Origin of the sequence: Paraburkholderia sp. J8-2 (assembly GCF_905220195.1) — a bacterium.
In the GTDB taxonomy this organism is placed as follows: domain Bacteria; phylum Pseudomonadota; class Gammaproteobacteria; order Burkholderiales; family Burkholderiaceae; genus Paraburkholderia.
Genome location: NZ_CAJMZA010000027.1, coordinates 66,170 through 84,126 on the forward strand (window position 1 = coordinate 66,170; position 17,957 = coordinate 84,126).

15 protein-coding genes and 3 pseudogenes are annotated in these 17,957 nt (G+C 61.1%); 5 read left to right on the forward strand and 13 right to left on the reverse strand.

The annotated features are described in order from the left end of the window. Positions 1-657 precede the first annotated feature (657 nt). From U5A52_RS34225 to U5A52_RS34265, 10 genes and pseudogenes are all read right to left on the reverse strand, one after another. A complete protein-coding gene (locus U5A52_RS34225) occupies positions 658-963 on the reverse strand; it encodes an XRE family transcriptional regulator (protein ID WP_321917290.1) in 306 nt (101 codons plus the stop codon). Positions 964-1,320: 357 nt separating this feature from the next. Beyond that, complete coding sequence (locus U5A52_RS43385; protein WP_415774093.1) at positions 1,321-1,470, reverse strand: DUF3717 domain-containing protein; 150 nt, start codon at positions 1,468-1,470, stop codon at positions 1,321-1,323. Between the two features lie 82 nt (positions 1,471-1,552). After that, entirely contained in the window at positions 1,553-1,861 is a 309-nt protein-coding gene (locus U5A52_RS34230; protein ID WP_321938379.1) for a hypothetical protein, read from the reverse strand. Between the two features lie 53 nt (positions 1,862-1,914). Next, positions 1,915-2,415, reverse strand: a pseudogene (locus U5A52_RS34235) (DUF932 domain-containing protein); the annotation flags it as partial. Positions 2,416-2,547: 132 nt separating this feature from the next. Then, entirely contained in the window at positions 2,548-2,910 is a 363-nt protein-coding gene (locus U5A52_RS34240; RefSeq protein ID WP_321938381.1) for a hypothetical protein, read from the reverse strand. Next, entirely contained in the window at positions 2,907-4,790 is a 1,884-nt protein-coding gene (locus U5A52_RS34245) for an integrase (protein ID WP_321938382.1), read from the reverse strand. The genes U5A52_RS34240 and U5A52_RS34245 overlap by 4 nt, the downstream gene beginning before the upstream one ends. Then, positions 4,787-6,622 (reverse strand): integrase, encoded by a 1,836-nt coding sequence (locus tag U5A52_RS34250; protein ID WP_321938383.1) that lies wholly within the window; start codon positions 6,620-6,622, stop codon positions 4,787-4,789. Before U5A52_RS34250 ends, U5A52_RS34245 begins: the two co-directional genes overlap by 4 nt. Before the next feature lie 44 nt (positions 6,623-6,666). Further along, positions 6,667-8,115 carry a site-specific integrase gene (locus U5A52_RS34255; RefSeq protein WP_321938385.1) on the reverse strand — a complete coding sequence of 483 codons (1,449 nt, stop codon included), beginning with the start codon at positions 8,113-8,115 and terminating at the stop codon, positions 6,667-6,669. Positions 8,116-8,157: 42 nt separating this feature from the next. Further along, a pseudogene (locus U5A52_RS34260) lies at positions 8,158-8,529 on the reverse strand (DUF932 domain-containing protein); the annotation flags it as partial. Between the two features lie 54 nt (positions 8,530-8,583). Next, complete coding sequence (locus U5A52_RS34265) at positions 8,584-8,997, reverse strand: antirestriction protein (RefSeq protein WP_321938386.1); 414 nt, start codon at positions 8,995-8,997, stop codon at positions 8,584-8,586. 387 nt (positions 8,998-9,384) lie between these two features. Here U5A52_RS34265 and U5A52_RS34270 point away from each other — a divergent pair, with 387 nt between their 5' ends. Then, positions 9,385-10,122: a hypothetical protein gene (locus U5A52_RS34270; RefSeq protein ID WP_321938388.1), complete on the forward strand. Its 738-nt coding sequence runs from the start codon at positions 9,385-9,387 to the stop codon at positions 10,120-10,122. Positions 10,123-10,325: 203 nt separating this feature from the next. Here the strand turns inward: U5A52_RS34270 and U5A52_RS34275 are convergent, their stop codons facing one another. Beyond that, a complete protein-coding gene (locus tag U5A52_RS34275; protein WP_321917299.1) occupies positions 10,326-10,790 on the reverse strand; it encodes a hypothetical protein in 465 nt (154 codons plus the stop codon). 769 nt (positions 10,791-11,559) lie between these two features. Next, positions 11,560-14,704 (reverse strand): annotated as a pseudogene (locus tag U5A52_RS34280) (error-prone DNA polymerase). 217 nt (positions 14,705-14,921) lie between these two features. Here U5A52_RS34280 and U5A52_RS34285 point away from each other — a divergent pair. From U5A52_RS34285 to U5A52_RS34295, 3 genes are all read left to right on the forward strand, one after another. Further along, entirely contained in the window at positions 14,922-15,260 is a 339-nt protein-coding gene (locus U5A52_RS34285; RefSeq protein ID WP_321938434.1) for a hypothetical protein, read from the forward strand. Positions 15,261-15,376: 116 nt separating this feature from the next. Then, positions 15,377-15,736 (forward strand): hypothetical protein, encoded by a 360-nt coding sequence (locus tag U5A52_RS34290; protein ID WP_321938390.1) that lies wholly within the window; start codon positions 15,377-15,379, stop codon positions 15,734-15,736. A gap of 289 nt (positions 15,737-16,025) precedes the next feature. Then, complete coding sequence (locus U5A52_RS34295; RefSeq protein WP_321938391.1) at positions 16,026-16,310, forward strand: hypothetical protein; 285 nt, start codon at positions 16,026-16,028, stop codon at positions 16,308-16,310. A gap of 16 nt (positions 16,311-16,326) precedes the next feature. Here the strand turns inward: U5A52_RS34295 and tnpA are convergent, their stop codons facing one another. After that, positions 16,327-16,755: an IS200/IS605 family transposase gene (gene tnpA / locus U5A52_RS34300; protein WP_321938393.1), complete on the reverse strand. Its 429-nt coding sequence runs from the start codon at positions 16,753-16,755 to the stop codon at positions 16,327-16,329. Between the two features lie 53 nt (positions 16,756-16,808). Between tnpA and U5A52_RS34305 the strand changes: the two genes are divergently transcribed. Beyond that, positions 16,809-17,894: a transposase gene (locus U5A52_RS34305; RefSeq protein WP_321938395.1), complete on the forward strand. Its 1,086-nt coding sequence runs from the start codon at positions 16,809-16,811 to the stop codon at positions 17,892-17,894. The last annotated feature ends 63 nt before the right edge of the window (positions 17,895-17,957 follow it).

Here is a 17,957-nt window from a genome sequence, read left to right on the forward strand (position 1 = left end):
TACGCAGCGGGGCTTTCAGCGGATTTTCGGTCAATTGTTTCACAGGAAAATCAATCACTGCGTGACGAAATTCGCCCGAAAGGCCGCCTCGGCGGCTCCTACTCGCTGGTGTTGGATGGAGTGTATTGAATATTACGTAATTTGTAGCAACTGGCAATCGTCGGCACCCGCGTGCTTATGCCCCGCCCAGTTGGCTTTTGTACTAAATCGCGATGATTGCCGCGATGAGGAATGCGAGGCATACAGTCAGGTTCACCCGAACTGCCTCGAATGTGAGGCCACGCGATGCGCGTTGGTTCGACGTGGCCGGCCCCAAAGCTCGGTGCTCGGCTCTAACCACGACGGTTGCGTCAAAAGCCTGCGGTAGTTGCTTACCCGCAAACGTTTCGGTCAGGCTGACCATCTTTGAGCGGGACGCCGCCGGTACGACGCTTGGGCGAGAACGTATGGTATCCGCCTATGGGGTGTCGTGAGAACCGCGCTCGCCAGTGACCATGACGAGATGGATTGTGACTGACTGACGGTGCCCACGCTGCTGTCGAACGCGACGAAGTCCCGACTTTCCTCGACGGACAGATGGGATTGCCATTCGCTTTTGTTAGGCCGTGCGCCTCGCCAGTGTTAGGCATTACTATTCGAGCGGGCGTTGTCGCGGCGCTATTCGTCCGGATGATCGTTGCGGGCACGGCGAAGCTCGTCGACATCGATCTCCCAGATGTTGCCAAGGCCAGCGGCGTGGCATAGCAGCGCCCACGTTGCATACGGGATCCTGGCTTCCTCGCTGATCCACTTGCGAATCTGGCGCCCGCTCTTATCGGCGAGATCAAGGTAATCGGCAGCGAGTCGCCCCGTAAAACCTGCCAGCCTGACAACCTCCTGTATCTCGGCACCCGTCGGTCTTTTCCAATAGACGGCGGGACGTAGGCACTCGCTGCGCACCTTGATAAACGGTTCTTCACTCATCAGATTTTCCGGTTGTTATCCACCCCCCACGGCTTCGCCGCGGGGGATACACGCGCCCTGCAGGCGCTTGACGACCCCGGCCGGTGGCCCACACTGGCCCAAGCCGGCTCGTCACGCCGCGATCCGCGGCGCGTCGGCGCTCTCCCACGCATCCTGCGTGGGTCCCCGTGCGCCTCGATCCGGGCGCGCGGCGCGCGCGATACCGCCATGATTATCCGTCCTTGTGGCTTGCAGGAGGGTGGACAGCGCAGCCACGCTGATGTGGACAAGTAATTCCGCCGCCGGACATTCCCTGTGCTCAGGAGGGCGGGCGCATATAGTCGAGCGCAATACAGATTGCCTCGAACTGTTTGGGATTCAGCCGCGAGACATGAACCGATTCCGCGCGCGCAGATGGATCATCAGACCGTATACATCAGCGAGAATGCGCGCCCTTGCACAGAGCGCGCCGTCATTGCTGGAGACTTCTCGCGCATGCCTGTAGTTGATAGCACGTTCTATTTTCACCAACGGTCAAAATCCTCGTCATGTTTGCCTTGCCGGCCCGCGCGACCCTGGCGCGGGCATAGAAGAGCGTTCTGGTTCGCGGTCAGTGAAGCTGGCTAAAATGTTCCATGAGCATCGCGACGGGTGCGGACGGCGGAACGCGATCGAAGTTAGCAAGTGCGACGCGGGCAATCGCGCGCAACTCGTCGCACTGCATTTCGGTTGCGCTCCCATCCCGGTCCAGCATGTTGGCGATGCGCCTAAGCGCTTCGGCGGAATGCGCTGCTGCATCGGCCGACATGGCCATCCGGTAGAGTTCACCGCGAACGCTGTCACGGTCTCCGTACTGCCAGACAGCCAGCAGTGGAAGTAGAGCGGCGAGCCAGGTAGGGCGCATATTCAGCGTGTCCATTCGATATCCCCAGTTGGAGGAGCGGCCCCGACTCGTGGGTCAGGGCGAGCCGGTTAGCCGTGCAGGCGTCGCAGTTCGTCAGCCAGTACCCACAACGCCCGATTCAGCCGAATGTTCTGGTCGATCCCGGTGACGGCGCGGGTCGTCGTGGCTCTGCCGTTTTCATTACGACCGTGCAACCCGCCGCGAATCATGTTTTCCTGGAGCCGGTTGAAAGTGGTCCAGAGGTCGGGTGCACGATCCTCAACACGGCGCGGCGTAAGAAGCTGTTGCTCCGTGACTGGTGCAGGCTTGTCTGCCTCGTAGCGCAGCGCAAGCGCTGCGCGGGCAAAAGCAACCTGTTCGCCGTCATCCAGTACGGTCGCTGCCATGGCTTCGCGTTGCCTGGTCGGTTCCTCGAATCCTTTCAGCACCGTGAATGCGCCTTCAATGACATCACGAATAACGTCGCCCTTGTGAGGGACGCGGATATCGTTCAGCACGTTGCCGCACACGATGCCGTTCTGGCACGCCCAGCGGAACATTCCGGCGATCATCTGATAGCTGCTGCTTCCATTGTTACGCGCAAGAGAAAAACAATGGACATCAGCCGGAGCCTTGAAAATACTGGGATCAGCTGTCTGCCACGTGTCCATCAGACTGGCCGAAAAAGTGGACAGAACGATCGTCGGAGTGTCCATCTCGATCTAGCTCGAATGTAAGGGCAGGACGCTACCGCCACGCAGCGCGGCCAGTTCTTTGCGCAGGCTGAACACCTGCCGCAGTAGTGCGAGCTCACGGGCCAGCGACTCGTCAAGCTCTGCCTGCAAATCCTTCGCGTCGCCTTTCGCGCGGTTCAGACGGTCGGTCAGTTCGAGATTCGGTCGCCCGGCTACGGCGTTGGCCGCGTCAATCGCTTCGATCAGTTCAGCGAACTGCGGGCGCGACTTCTTGATGCTGCCCTTCTTGCGGCCCGCCTCGATCGCCACGGTGTCGTTGTTGATACGCGCACCCTTGCGCTTCTTCAGCCGCTCAAGGGCGGCGTAGTAATCGGTCATGGCGTCGCTCATGTTTCCTCCGGTTTGATCAGTTTCTCCTGCGCATCAAGCAGTCGCTGCAGCGTCTGGGTCTCGATACGATATTCGACGCTCGCCTCATCGACCGCGCGTAGCTTCTCGACCGTAGCCTGCTGCGCCTTGATCACGCGCTGAAGCTTTGACGGCACGACGACGAGATTGCGGCAGTTCGATTCAAGGCAATCCAGACGCATCCAGTCGAGCGGTGTCGACTTGCACGGTTCGACGCTGGCACAGCCGCCCAGCACCGTCTCTCGGTACGCCAGTTCGCCCTTCCCGAACATCCTCACCGTCTGCTCGCGTGAGTAGACCGACACAGGCGAGGCCTGCACGGCACGGCTCTGCGTCCACGCTGCGTGCCCGCCGAACAGCCGCTCGTCAGAGAACAGCACCTGCTCGGCATATGCAAGGTACCCGGACAGGTGCTGTGCCTCGGCCCATTCCTTCGCGAAGTGGGTCCTGTCGGTGTCGATGAAGCCCTTCGCGAACGCCGAGCCGCGGGCGTAGTACATGCTCATCTCCTGCGTGATGTGCTGCAACTGACGCTTGAGCGTCGGCAGTGTCACGAGTCCGCTCCGATGCGCGTAGAGAGCCAGGGTCCGGCGAAGCTGGTGGCGCGTGAACGGCCACTGCTGCCCGGGCGCGTACTTCGGTTCGTCTTCCCACGCGCGGTGCATGTCGACACGCTTCAGTTCGGCGATGTCCTCGACCGTGATCGTCGGGAAGACGCGCTCACGAAACGCTTCGACATCGAGATGCAGGGTACTCGCGCCACGGTTTGCCACGTACCCATAACGCAGACCCATCCGGCAGAACAGCAGGTGTGACCCGTCCGTTGATTCGGCGTAGTTCGGTGCGCCGTGCGCACGGTGAGCCTCGCCCGACAGCCGCTGCGCAAGCCGGACGGCACGAGCGGCGAGCGGGCTGGTCACCCAGCGCGCGCGCCTCGGACGACCACCCGACAGCTTGGTTGTGACGCCCTCGATGGCGTAGTGCATCACGCCATCCAGACGGGCCTCGCTCAGGCAGTCGTACGGCAGGTTCTCCGCTTCCCTCGCGCGCATGCCAGTGAATGCCAGGATGACAAGCTGGCATAGCGCGCGGATCGATGCCACAAGCGACGACACGACGTAAGGGGAGTCCTTGCACCCGAAGTGCGCAGCATTCGTTGTCACCGCTGCAGAGACGTCTGGATTCTCGCCGGCGTACACGCGTGCGAGGTAGTCCGACAGGATGTCAGCGACGTCCTCAGCGACGCCGAGGTCATGCTCACAGGTCGACAGGAAGTGCTGGTAGATCCGCGTCGGGATGACAGGGTATTGTGCGTATTCAGCGCGTTGCGCGAAGCGTTCGAGCAGAGGCTTATGCAGTTGGGCCAGCGGCACACACAGCCCAGTGGTCCCGACGCCCAGACGGTGAAGCTGCACCAGAATCGAATGAAGGCGTTGGGCCTTCCTTTCCATCCCCGCTTGCGCCACATAGTCCAGAACAACGGGGACATTGGACAGCCCCTCGTAGAGCGCAAGCTGCCGTTCGGCGGCAAAGAATGCGAATTCCCTCAGATAAACTGAACGAGCCTGAAGCGTACTGGACGCCGGTACCATATCGGTTGCTTCATGCATCAGAAAGTACATGACCTGCTTCCACTGACGCGTGGTCGCCTCTGAAAGAGCACGGTTCACGCCGTCAGGCAGGTGGCCCCTAAAATGGAGGCCGGTGCTACGCGGCCCAATCGCGTATGCGCCGATGTCCCAGGCGTCGTCACCAAACAGCGAAACGGCGTTCCCAGCCTGGTCGCGCGTGACGACCGTATCATCCTCGATCCGATACCAGTCGGGGCGCTCTGCGATCGGCGTGATCAGCGTGTTGTTCATGCCACTCCCAGTTCGTAAAGCTGGTCGAGCTTGGCCGACCAGAAAGCGTCCAGATTCCCTTCGATATCAACGTCATGCTCGATCTGATCGACCAGCGCGGCGTCGCGCTTGCGCAGCTCATCCAGCAGGAAGTCAACGCGCCGCAGCACGGCGCCGAACGATGTGTCGTACTGCTCGATCGAGTCAGCACGCCCGCTCACGAGCCTGACGCAGTGACGGCAGCTCAGCAGCTTGCGGATGTCGGCGGCGTCGGCGTGCACGCGGTACTGGTCGCAGAAGAGACACCCTTCGGTCGAGCGGCAGTCAGGCTGCACGGTGACTGAAGCCGCGATCGGCACAGGTTTGTGGAACTCGATGCAGACGCCCACCGCGCTCCTGATGCTGCCCGCCGGGTCGTTGCCGGGCTTCAGCACGGTCTTCTCGACCGAAGCGAGGAACGCGCCCATCTCGGCCTTGTGCGCGGCGTCCGTGCCGTTCGAGTATGAGCGCAGCGCCGTGGCCAACGAGTGGCCCATCAGTCTGGCTGCGACGACAGGGTCGTGGTTGCTCACCGCCCAATCCTGCTTCGCCGCACGCCACTGACGTGCGGTAATGCGCGGTAGCACGATCCCGAGCGTATCGAGTCGACTGTAAAGCTGAGCCAGAAATTGAGTTGGGAGACCCATTGGCCGTCGTCGCTTTGCGTAATGCCCGGCTAGAATGAACAACGCGTCGCAGTCTGCGTTCTGCACCAGATACTCTCGCAAGGCCAGATACGTCTTGAGCTTCGGCATGAAGCCCAGCGAGACGGTGAACGTGACATCCTTCCCGCCTGCACGGTACTTGATCTCGCGAAACGTCTGACGTACAACCGACGTATCCTGCAGGCTCGCGACAAGCTCCGGGCTCCACTTCATGGCCAGCAGTTGCGCGAGGTTGACGCCCGTTTCGGCCAGGAACAGCGCGGCGAAGCAAAGGGTCGCCATTGAAGCGTGCGAGCGACGGATCGCTGACTGCACGTCCTCGTTCGCAGCCCTAAGATGTTTAGCCGAAAACGAGGCGATCATCCACGCACGCGCACGAGGATCTTTAGCGCCTGCCGCAGCCATGTGCGTCGCGATTTCTTCCCGCGTGCGCAGCTCCCCGGTCTCGAGGTTCCAGCCAAGCAGGTGGCCGTGCAAGTTGTCGTCTTCACGACGGTGGTGTCTGTGCGGAACCAGGCAAAGACTCTCGCCCCGTGCCGTGCTCACGCGCACCGGGTACGGCTTGAAGTCGAGCACCAGGGTGCTGATGCTGGTGAAGAGCGCGTCAGCCCACGCGAGCAGGGCGGCTTGTGCCTCGGCGTCAGGCACAGCAGTCGGCACAGAGGCATCCAGTTGGCGGCGCAGCACCCTCGCGTCGGTGCAGAAGTCGTCGTCTCCGAAAAACTCACGGAGCATCGACAACAGATTACGCTGATCGTGGCCGACGGAATTGCGGTTCAGATTGCCCAGCGAAACCTGTTCGCGTTTCTCGTGGAAGTAGCGATGAACTGCCTCCGCCGTAGCCTTCTCGTCACAGAGCACCTGATGCAAGCCCTGCCTGTCGGCCCAATTGACGAAATCAAGCACGACGCGCAGCGCTATCGAGATCGTCGCCGGACGCATCGCGCCAAGGGTCATACGCCCGGAAAGCTGCGTCAACAGCAGGCGTACGACCCTGGCGCGTTCGATGCTGAAGCTCAGGATATCGAAAGTTCGTCGCGCGCGGTGCGAGCTTGACGTGTCACGCCTCAGGTAGCAGATCTGCCCGATATCGGAACGGCTACTCATGCCTTCCCACTTGAGCAGCGCGCGCTCGGGGTGCAGCAGCATTGTGCCCTCCGCGAGCGGCATGTGCACTTCCTCGTAAAGGCGGTTCATACTGTCACCACCGTGTCGAGCGTGCGTGTGACCAGCGTCGACAGGTGCGCGCCCCAGCCATCCTGCACAGCGTCGAACAGCTTGCGATTCTCGCGGTAAGCGAGGTAGCGCTCGGTCGTAGATGGTTGTACGTGCCACATCAACTGTCGCAACTGATCGAGCGCCCGTGTGTACTTCGTCTCATTCGCTGTCATCGCGTCGACCATGTTCAACCCGAAGGTCGCGCGCAGGTCGTGGAAGCTGAACGCGTACCTGGGGTTGCCGAGCTGCACGCGCATCATGGGCAACAGTTCGTCCCTGATGAACTGGCGCACTGCCTGCCCGGTCTTGACGTGACGGCGCACGCGCGGGCCAGTGCTGAGCGGGGCGCGCGACTCGCGGTCCTCGTAGAGCGGCGCACCTCGATGGCTCAGAAAGAGCGGCTGGTCGAAGTGATCGCCGCCGTCTGCCAGCTGGCGACGCCTGCGAGCACGATCGCTGTGCACGTAGACGTACAGCCGCTCGTAGAAACCGCGCGGCAGGTGCAACACGCCCTTGACACCGCCCTTCGTGTCGATGCCCGTACTGGGCCCGCAGGCGAGCCGGATGTCGTCGCCCTGAAACTCGCCTGGCTTGCGCATCACGTGTTTCGCACGCACGGTCAGTACTGTCTGGATGCGAGCGCCTGTCAACAGCGCGAACAGATGAACGAGCGTCATCTCGGTGTTGCCCAGAGCGGCTAACGATTCGAGCAGCACCGACTGCTCTGACGAGGGCAGTGGGCGCAGGCGGCCGCCGTCCTGAATGTGATCGTCCCACGGGTCGTCTGCGCGCCGACCGCTGATCGACAGATCGGTGGTCTTGACCGCGATTACGCTGCTGAAGCCCTTCTGGTCCCTGAACTCGATGAGCCGGTCAGATTCGACCCACGGCGCGTTCGCAGGCCTGAAGCCTGCCTCGGTCATGAGCCAGCGATAGAAGCGCAACACAGCGCCCATACGACGCCTGGCAACGCCCGCAGACAGTTCGCCTGCCTGCACGGCCAGCCTGATCGAGGCGCTGTAGCGGTAGGTCGGACGTTGCCGCTTGTTCGCGGGGAACGTCAGCCAGTCGACGCCCTCGTCATCCAGATAACGACGGAACGCCACCAGGTCGTCTGCGATGCTGGCGAACGTGAGCATGTTGGGCGACGACTTCGACTCCATCATATCGATGAGCCAGACGTTCGCCTCGGCCCACGGCGCACCGTCAGCGAGCCGGACAACAGGAAAGAGAGGGAAGGTGTCTGCGATCCACTGCGGACGGGCGTCGCGCCGCTTGCCGGTGTCGGGGTCTGCGAGCGGGACCGTGTGATAGATGGTGCCGCCCTTGGGCGTGGTGATGCTGACCGCCGCCGCACCTGGAGTGTCGCGGTTAGCGACCTCGGTCAGTGCCAGTTGCCGGATGGTGGTTCGTCTTGCCGTCATCGCCGAGATCCTCGCGCCGTGTTCGTGTTGATGGCCGTTTTAAAGCATCCTGAGAGTATCGGGAAATCGCTCTTGGCTTGCGCATACGTTGTGGCTGTTTAGGAGGATGACTTCGTGTGCCTCAGGACCGTTGATCTGCTCCGCGTGGCGCAGGCGGAGCATGTGCTTCGTGTAGGTCCGCATCTCCTCGTTGCGCACGCGTGTCTGGCAAACCATAAAGGGCTGGAAGCCTTCCTTCCTCAACGCATCGAGCACATCAATGGTGGGGATGTAGCTGTAGCGAGTCGAACGGCTCTCGTGCGCGGAGTTGGCGAGGATGGAAGGTGCGACCTCCGCGATCTGGTCATTTGTGAGCGGACTGTTCGAGTGAAGCACAACAGCGTTGCGGCTGAAGCGGCTGGCTAGAGTGTTCATAGTGTTCCCCAAAAGAGGAGAGCAGCCCCGGCCCCCAAGGCCGGGGCCGCTCAGTTAATCGATTGCGCGCAGGATATTGGCGGCTTCCACGTGGTGCGTCGCAAACTCGCGCAACTGTTGGAAGCGTTCGATGATTGCGTCGTCGAGCGTCTTTTCTGCGAGGTGACAAAGTGCGAAGAGCGTGACGGTGATGCCGAAGGCATCGGCACCCATCGTGTCGCTGTATCCGTTCAGATGCCAGCGCACATGGATGCGCTCCATTCCCTCTGGAGCCATGTAGAAGCCGCCGTTGGAAAGGGCGAAGAAATTCCAATAGCCGCCTTGATATCTGGGGCACAGCCGAGCGGCCCAGTCATAGACCATCATTTCACCGCTCAGGTAGTGGCCACCGAGGTAGCGAGGCAAGACGTTAAGGCGTAGTTCTTCGGGAATGATAGTGGACGTAATCTTTAAATCAGGAGTACTCACGGTTTATCTCCGGGTTTGAGCCACAGCAGAGCGCCGGGCAACGATTCAATAATAGGTCTAAAAAACCTTTATTTCAAGATGATATGATATTTATTTAATGGGGTATGCTTGATTAATAGGTGTTTAGCACCTATATTTTAAGTGTTGCCCGGCATTCTGCTGTGGCTCACACCGGAGATTAATCTCATGGGAAAGCAAGCGTCTGAAGTCGTTGCCATTTGCGCCGATACAGTGCAAAGACAGTACGTCGCCTATTCGAAGTTGACCCTCTCACCACTGAACGTCCGCAAGAAGGCGCCGACCGGCGTGGAAACGCTCGCGGCTACCATGCCGAGACCGGCCTCATGCAGAATCTGGTAGCGCACGAAATGAAAGCTGTGCAAGCGGTTGACAGCGCATCGCACTGCCGCCGTTCAGGTCGAGCTTGCGCTGCAACCCGGCGTAGCGCTGGCCGTGCTGATGCAGCGCATGATTCCTGTTGTGTTCGATGACCTGTACACACGGACGCACATTGACCATGCGGTACAGATCGATGTGCGCTCGACGCGGGATGCGCTGGTGTCCAGTGCCGACGACATGGCCGAGAGCGTGGCCTGGAAGGAACTGGAAGCGGACCGCACAAAGTGGGCGCGGATGTTGCCCCGACGTGCAGACGAACTGCTGTCTTGGTTGCTGCAACAGGACACGGACGTGATGTCGAATCTCTTTGCTTTTTGCGTCGCGGCCACCGTGGATGGGATCTGTGTGGCGGATCGTCCGCATCCGGTGAACGAAGTCGCCAATACGCTGGCTGTGGATTTCACGCGTTACTGGAAGCCAACACGCGCGGGCTACTTCGAGCACGTGCCGAAAGACCGGATTGTGGCGGTGGTCGGAGAAAGCGTATCGCCGCAGGTAGCGGGCGAACTACGCGGGTTGAAGAAGGGGGAAGCTGCTGCGGCGGCAGAACGGCGCATGATCGATTCGGGGTGGTTGCCGGAAGTGTTGCGCAATCGCGCGGTCCCGGACCGCATGACGTACGGATGGCGCGAGGACGATGAAGGAAACGATAATGCAGAAGCCGCTTCAAACGAGGTGTCCGACGCGCAGTCGGCATGTGGCGAGGAGGAAGTCGGCATCGATTGACGGGCATACGGGCCATCACAGGTAATCCCACACACCCGCCCGGGCGCAGGTCCGGGCGGTTTTTGTTGTGCGCGCAACCAGATGGGGTTGAATCAAGCAGACATGCCGCGCCCCATTTTCCCGGCGCGGTTTTGGGCCTGCGCGGATTGCTGTGGAGTCGTGCGGTACATCCAGACCCGATCTAGCGTGGCGGAACGATACGGTCAGGCCTTTGTATGGTGGGGAAACCGGCGTTTCAGGTCATCGATGATTTCGGCTGTGAGCGCTGGGCGGTCGTACTGCTGGGCGTAGAGTTTCGAGAGTTGCATTGGAGGCGTAGTCGGATGCTCAGCTCGCAACTGCTCGATGGATTTGATGCCATCGACGGGGGACGGAAGGGTGACGGATACCGAGGGCACACCGGATGGCACGACGCTGCCGTGCGCATTGGCTGGGCATGGGGGCGAGGTGCCTGGCGCGTCAGAGGCGGGGGTCGGACTGGCGTACTTGCGCAGATACCTGCCCACTGTGGAGAACGTGACGGCGAGGTTGTTGAGACGCAGGAATTCGGTGATCTGGGCGAGAGTGCAGCCAGCTGCGCGCAGTTCGAGAATGTCTGCGTGAAACGGCGATAGCGAGGAGCGTTGCGCGGCAGGCGTGATGCGCGAGAGGTATTCCTTGGCATTCACAGTGGATTTTCCTAGCTTTGCTTTTCCTAGCCTTTCTAGACTTGGTTTGAGATTAGCGTGGTTTGGCGCACAGTTCAACCGGTTTGGTGTGGGCCGTGCGTTCGCATGGCGTGGTGTCGAGTCGTTTGGCGTCGTTTTGCGCACTTTGGACTACGGTTGGCGCAATGCAAGGCAGGGATGATTCGGCGGCGAGGCACGTCGGATATGTTTACGCAACGCTACGCGCTGCGCAAAATATCACGTGCCAAAGGGGCGAGCCCCTTTGAAACCCCAGCGCAGGCGACAGCCTGCTCCCGTCGGGACACTGGCCCTTGATGCTGTAGCTTCTCTGCTACCAGTGGCAGTCGTCACCGTGTAAAGCAGCCTGACTGCGGGTAAGTTGAAACTGGCAACCAGCGAGCCGTGAGATGACTATTGCCGGGACAAACGGATACGGCTTTCTAGTCGATGTGTGCTGCTTTAATAGCGGTCTTGTCAGCGAAACTGAAAATGCATTTCACCGGGTAATTGTCGAACCGCGCGGTGACGCATTCCTTGCGCACGAGATTTGCGTCTACGCTAATGTCAAAAATAGGGATAGGATCATGAAGGTACTAGTCACTTGCATGGTCGTGACTATTGCGACGGCGCGGCGCGCGGCCGCGTCATTGTGCACATGGGTCACTCCGTACCCTTGCTAAGCGTTCATCTTAGCCGACGCAACCTCGCGCGGCATCCAGTTCCCTGATATGGCGCGATGCCCACATGGATGTTCATCGAGTGTTCTCCGCTAGCAGAAGTCACGACTCACGGTTGGAAGCTCGCCAAGCAGCTGGGTAACGTCAACGAGGCGGTTTGCCACGAGATGCCGTACTTCACCCTCACGCTGCCACACGCCATAGACCGCGAGCAACGACGAGCCGAGCGCCTCGCGGCGGAACTTCTCCAGCACTGACTGCCAGACGATGATATTCACGCTGCCGGCCTCGTCTTCCAGCGTCATGAACATCACGCCTTTCGCCGTGCCTGGGCGCTGCCGGACAGTGACGATGCCGCATGCGCGCCAGTTGACCATTGCGATAGCGCATGAGTACATCTGAAGGCACGAGCCGCATCTTTGCGAGGCGAGGGCGGAGCAGGGCGAGCGGATGACGGCCAAGCGTGAGACCCGTCGAACGGTAGTCGCTCACGATCTCCTGACCTTCGCTCATTGGGGCAAGCTCAGGCGTTTCGTCGTCGTCGGTGGCGCCGCGCAACAGGTCACGATCGGGGACTGCCGCAACGGCCTGCCAGAGTGCTGCGCGCCGCTGTCCCGCAAGAGAGAGCAGGGCGTTCGCGGCGGCGAGTACTTCGAGATCGCGCCGGTCGAGTTGCGCGCGGCGCGCGAGATCGGAGACGTCGTGGAATGGCCGGACCGCACGAGCCATCTCAATGCGCGCTGCCGCGTCTACCTTCATGCCCCGAACAAGCGACATGCCTAACCGCAATGGATCGCGCGTCGCGGGACCTTCAATCGCGCAATCCCAGTTGCTCACGGTGACGTCGACGGGCAGAACACGCACTCCATGCCGTTTTGCATCCTGGACAAGCTGCGACGGCGAATAGAATCCCATCGGCTGGGAGTTGAGCAGCGCGCACGCGAACACCGTTGGCTCGTGGCACTTCAGCCAGGCGCTCGCGTAGACCATCAACGCGAAACTGGCCGCGTGGCTTTCCGGAAATCCGTATTCGCCGAAGCCCTGGATCTGGGCAAAGATCTGTTCAGCAAACTCGCGCTCGTAACCGCGTTCGAGCATGCCGTTGACGATGCGGTCGTAGTAGACGCCGAGTCCTCCCTTGCGACGCCACGCAGCCATCGCACGGCGCAACTGGTCGGCCTCCCCCGCAGAAAAGCCCGCCGCAAGCATTGCAACCTGCATGACCTGCTCCTGGAAGATTGGCACGCCCAGCGTACGGGCGAGGGCCTGCTCCATCTGCGGACTCGGGAACGTCACCGGCTCGATCCCCTGGCGCCGGCGCAGGTATGGGTGGACCATCCCGCCCTGGACCGGACCGGGGCGCACGATCGCCACTTCGATCACAAGGTCGTAAAACTGGCGCGGCTGCAGTCGAGGCAGCATGCTCATCTGCGCACGGGACTCGATCTGGAATACGCCCACCGTGTCCGCTCGGCAGATCATTTCGTAGGTCGAAGGATCCTCGGCAGGGATGTCCTGAAGCTCGAACACCTCGCCGCGTTTTTCCGAAATCAGGTCGAGTGCGCGGCGCACGGCCGACAGCATGCCGAGTGCGAGGACGTCAATCTTGAGCAGCCCGAGAGCTTCGATGTCGTCCTTGTCCCACTGGATGATTGACCTGTCAACCATCGCGGCGTTCTCGATGGGCACCAGGCGCGAGAGCTTCCCCCGGCTGATGACGAACCCGCCGCTGTGCTGCGATAGATGACGCGGAAAGCCAAGGAGCAGCGTGGCGAAATCGGCCCACTGAACAATGAGCGGCGCCTGTGGATCGAGGCCCGCTTCCTCAAAGCGGCTGAGCAGGTCTTCCTTCGAGTCGAACCAGTGATGGGCCTTCGCAACCCGATCGACGATGGCCAGGTCAACGCCGAGCGCTTTGCCCGACTCACGCAGCGCACTGCGCGGGCGATAGGTTGTGACGGCAGCCGTCAACGCAGCGCGCTCGCGCCCGTACTTGCGATAGATGTACTGGACGACTTCCTCACGCCGCTGGTGCTCAAAGTCGACGTCAATGTCTGGCGGCTCACCCCGCTCCTTGCTGATGAAGCGCTCGAACAGCATCGACGAGCGTGCCGGGTCCACCTCTGTGACGCCCAGGCAGTAGCAAACGGCAGAATTCGCTGCCGAGCCGCGTCCCTGGCAGAGGATCCCCTCGTTGCGTGCGAAGCGCACGATGTCGTAGACCGTCAGAAAGTAAGGCTCGTACTTCAGGTCCGCGATGAGCGCGAGTTCGTGCTCGATCTGCGCCTGTACCTTGTGCGGAATGCCCGCTGGCCAGCGCCGGTGCGCGCCAATGTAGGTTTCCTGGCGCAGGTAGGCCTCGGGCGTGAAGCCTTCGGGCACAAGTTCGTCCGGATATTCGTAGCGGAGCTCGTCGAGAGAGAACGTGCAGCGACGCGCAATCTCGACCGTCTCGGCGAGCGCACGTGCCGGATAAAGATTGGCCAGACGTAATCTCGAACGCAGATGCTGTTCGGCGTTGGGCGCGAGGTCATAGCCGCACTCGGCAACCGGCCGCCGGAGACGGATTGCAGTCAGCACGTCCTGAAGCGGCTTGCGCGATCGAACGTGCATGACCGGCGCGCCGGTGGCCACCACGGGCACGGCATGGCGTGCAGCAGCCCGCTCGATCGCGCCGCGGTGAAGGTCGTCCATCGCGCGGGCATGAAGCGTCAGTGCGATCCGCGCGCGCTCGCCGAACGTCGCTGCGAACCATTCGAGTTGCGCATCAAGGCGCGTCTCATTCGCCGGGTACTCCGGGATGAGGATCGCCATGCAGTCCGGCAGTCCCTTCAGGTGTCCGTGAGAAGCTTCCGGGTGATCCAGGTCGCGTGTGGCGAGCCGGTAGCTACCCTTGTCCGCGCGCATGCGCGCGAGCGTGATCAGCTCGCTGAGATTGCCGTAGCCCTCCCGCGTCATGGCCAGGGCGGTAAAGCGCAAGGTGTGCGAGCCGTCAGCATTCGTCAGCGCAAACTCGGCCCCCACGATGAACGGGATACCCGCGGTTTTCGCTTCGACGTGCGCGCGCACGACCCCGGCCAGCGAGCACTCATCCGTGACGGCGATTGCTGCATAGCCCAGTTGCGCCGCACGCGCGGCGATGTCGTCGGCGTGTGAGGCACCGCGGAGGAAGGAGAAATTCGACGCACAATGGAGCTCGGCATACGCCGGCAGTCCGCCAAGGTCAGGTGCAGGCATAAATTGCGCGCGCGGCCCAGCCGGCACCTGATCCATTGGACCCGGACGCCCTGATTCCGTCTTTCCGCCCTCGATACTGTATATTTATACAGTATTATTCTAGCGCAAACCGGCTGGCTGGCCAAAATATCGGCCTTTCCCGGAATGAACCGGACTCTGGCGGGCTAACATCGCGGAAAATCCGGCCACGACCGGTTCACAGCACATGGAGCAAACGATGGGACAGGCAAAACAGCGCGGCACGCAGCAGCAACGCATCGCGCAGGCAAAGGCGAAGATAGATGCGTTGCGCCCGGAAAAGCTGGTGTGCGGCGCATGCAAGACCGGCTTCAGCGATTTTGACGCGCTCGACACGCGAAACATGGCAGGTATCCAGGCTGCATTCGGCGGGATCTGTCCGTCGTGCGGGGAGACAGTGCTGTCCTTCAGCGGCGAGAAGGACGCTGTCGCGAACGCCATGCTCGCGTGGCAGGACGCGATGGAAAATGAAAGCAAGCTTGGCAAGCAGTCGTCGACGGGCGAACACGTACCCTTCGATGAACAGAAAGACGCATGACGGTTTGCAGGTGCATGAGCGTGGCATTGCATGGTCCGGGCTGACGGGCCAGACACGGGATTGACAACCACTACACATATCGCGCGGCAAAGCCCCGCGCGCAGGGAGGGTCGAGCATGAGCATGCACGACAACGCTGAGGTACTCCTCGCGTGGTTTCGCGAACGCGCAAGCGCGACGGTGAGCGAGATTGTGGCGTCCGGACTGATGAAGTCCCGCACGGCTTCCGATGCTGTGCAGTACGCGCTGCGCAACGGGGCGCTTGAGCGCATCGTGCGTTCAGGTGCAAGCGCGAAGGACCGCGTTCACTATCGGGCGACCGGAGTCGCGTTGCCCGCGCCCCGGGCGCAGTCGGGCCAGCTGTCTTTTGATGGTCTGCTGACCGCGTGGGGCATCGTTCTTGAGCCGCCCCGGCTTCTGTCGACGGAGTCCTGCAGGCACCAGATTTCCGATAGCGGATTTCCGGATAACGAGTAGCCGGAAAGCGTTGCTGACGACATGGAAGCGCTCTGGTTCTGGAATGCCTGCGGGGTGGCTGCCATCGTGACCAGTAGGCCGACGTCCTGAGGCAGCTTCTGTCGTGGATCGGCTTTGTGGGGCAGCGAGCGGATTGAAGCGCGACAACAATCCTGCCGTTATCGAAGGAAAGCATCCTTAATCCTTCCCTGTCATGGCCCGAACCAGGCGAGGCGCTTCGAAGCGCCGCTGCGGTATTCCATTGGCTGTTCGTTTGCTTCCCCTCCCGGAGAGTGCGGTGCGTCAGCGGATGATCGCGTACCACATCACGCTTTCCAGCCTCCGGCTGCAGCGCGGCGATCTTGCGCATTTCGTGACGATGGCACAGGCCATCGTCAGTACATCACACCTCTTTGACGCGGGGTATGGCCGGGCGCGCATCGAGGGCTTGACCGAAGCGCACGACGCGCTCGAGCGCAGCCTGCGCGCGGCGCTGGTGTCTGGCATCTGGGGTATCGATCCGGCAACCTTCGAACTGTTCGCAGAACTGCTGACCAAGGCACCTGCGCAAGCCCCGGAGTTTAGTCCGGGGTAAGCAGGGAATTTGGGGGTTAGTGCGGGGCCTGCTGCTGCTCGATGTATTGTCGCAGGATATCCAGCGGTGCTCCGCCGCACGACGAGGCGAAATAGGACGGGGACCACAACACGCCTCGCCGCTTGAGCCACGGATGGAAGTCGCCAAACTGCTGCCTAAGCATACGCGAGGACACGCCTTTAAGCGATGCGACGAGCGTGGATAGCGCGACCTTCGGTGGATAGGTCACCAACAGGTGAACGTGGTCATGCTCGCCGTTAAATTCGACTAGCTGTGCTTCGAAGTCGGCGCAGACGTTCGCGAGTATCTGCTGCATGGCGTCCAGGTGCTCTTCCTTGAACACGTTGCGCCGATATTTTGTAACGAATACCAAGTGGACGTGCAGCGCAAATACACAGTGTCGTCCGTGCCGTAATTCGCTATCTGTCTTACGTGGTCGTCCCATTTCCCGTCTTGCGTAGTTTCGTAGACCAAGCTTATCATGCAGAAATGGAAGCCATGAGGACACTGAAGCTGCGGATCAAAGACAAGCACGCGAAGGCGATGCTTGCGATGGCTCGCGACGTCAATCAGGTCTGGAATTTCTGTGCGGAAACCCAGTTCCGCAGCCTGAAGCGGTACTGCAATCGCCCGAAGGCCTGGTTGTCCGGCTTCGACCTTCAGAGGCTCACTGCGGGCTTCAGCAAGTGCGAAGGCATCACTATCGACTCCCGCACCACGCAGGAGGTCTGCAAGGAATATGCGACGCGGCTCAAGCAGTTCAAACGGCAGCGCCTCAACTGGCGCGTCAGCAGCCGCAAGTCCCCGAAATACTCGCTGGGCTGGGTGCCTTTCAAAGGCGAGGGCATCAAGTACAAGGGAGGGCAACTGCGCTTCAGCGGGCTGAGAATTAGCCTGTGGGATAGCTATGGGCTGGCGCAGTACGAACTGGGGGCTGGGAGTTTCAACGAGGACTCCCGCGGTCGCTGGTACGTCAACATCTCGGTCAAGTTACAGGTCCAGGAGAAGCGTGTGCCGGACGGCTGCGCAGCCATCGGCATCGACATGGGTCTGAAGAAGGTCGCGTCGTACAGCGACGGGAACGACTTCAACCCGAAGCGGTTCTATAGGGAGGCTGAAGCGGCACTTGGCATCGCACAGAGGGCCAACAAGAAGAGGCAGGTGAAGGCTATCCATGCCCGTATCGCGAATCAGCGCAAGGACGCCATCCACAAGGAAACATTGGCGCTTGTCAAAAAACATGCAGCAATCTTCGTCGGCAACGTGAACGCGAAGGCGCTGGCACAAACGAACATGGCGAAGTCCGTGCTCGATGCCGCGTGGACGATGTTCCGGACACAACTCAAGTACAAGGCCATCAGGCAGTGCGTGGTGTTCGCAGAGGTGAGCGAAGCGTTTTCAACCCAAACGTGCTCGTGCTGTGGCGTTATCCCGCGCGGCAGTCCGAAAGGTAGAGCCGGACTTGGAATAAGAGAGTGGAAGTGCAGCGATTGCGGAGTGGTACATCATCGCGATACCAACGCCGCACGGAATATTCTCCGCCTGGGACTTCAGGCGCTTGCAGAAGGAATCTCCGGGGTTTAGCCCGGAGAGGAAGTCAAGTTACACGAGGAGCAGTTGCATGTCGCTCCACTCGAAGCCGTCATC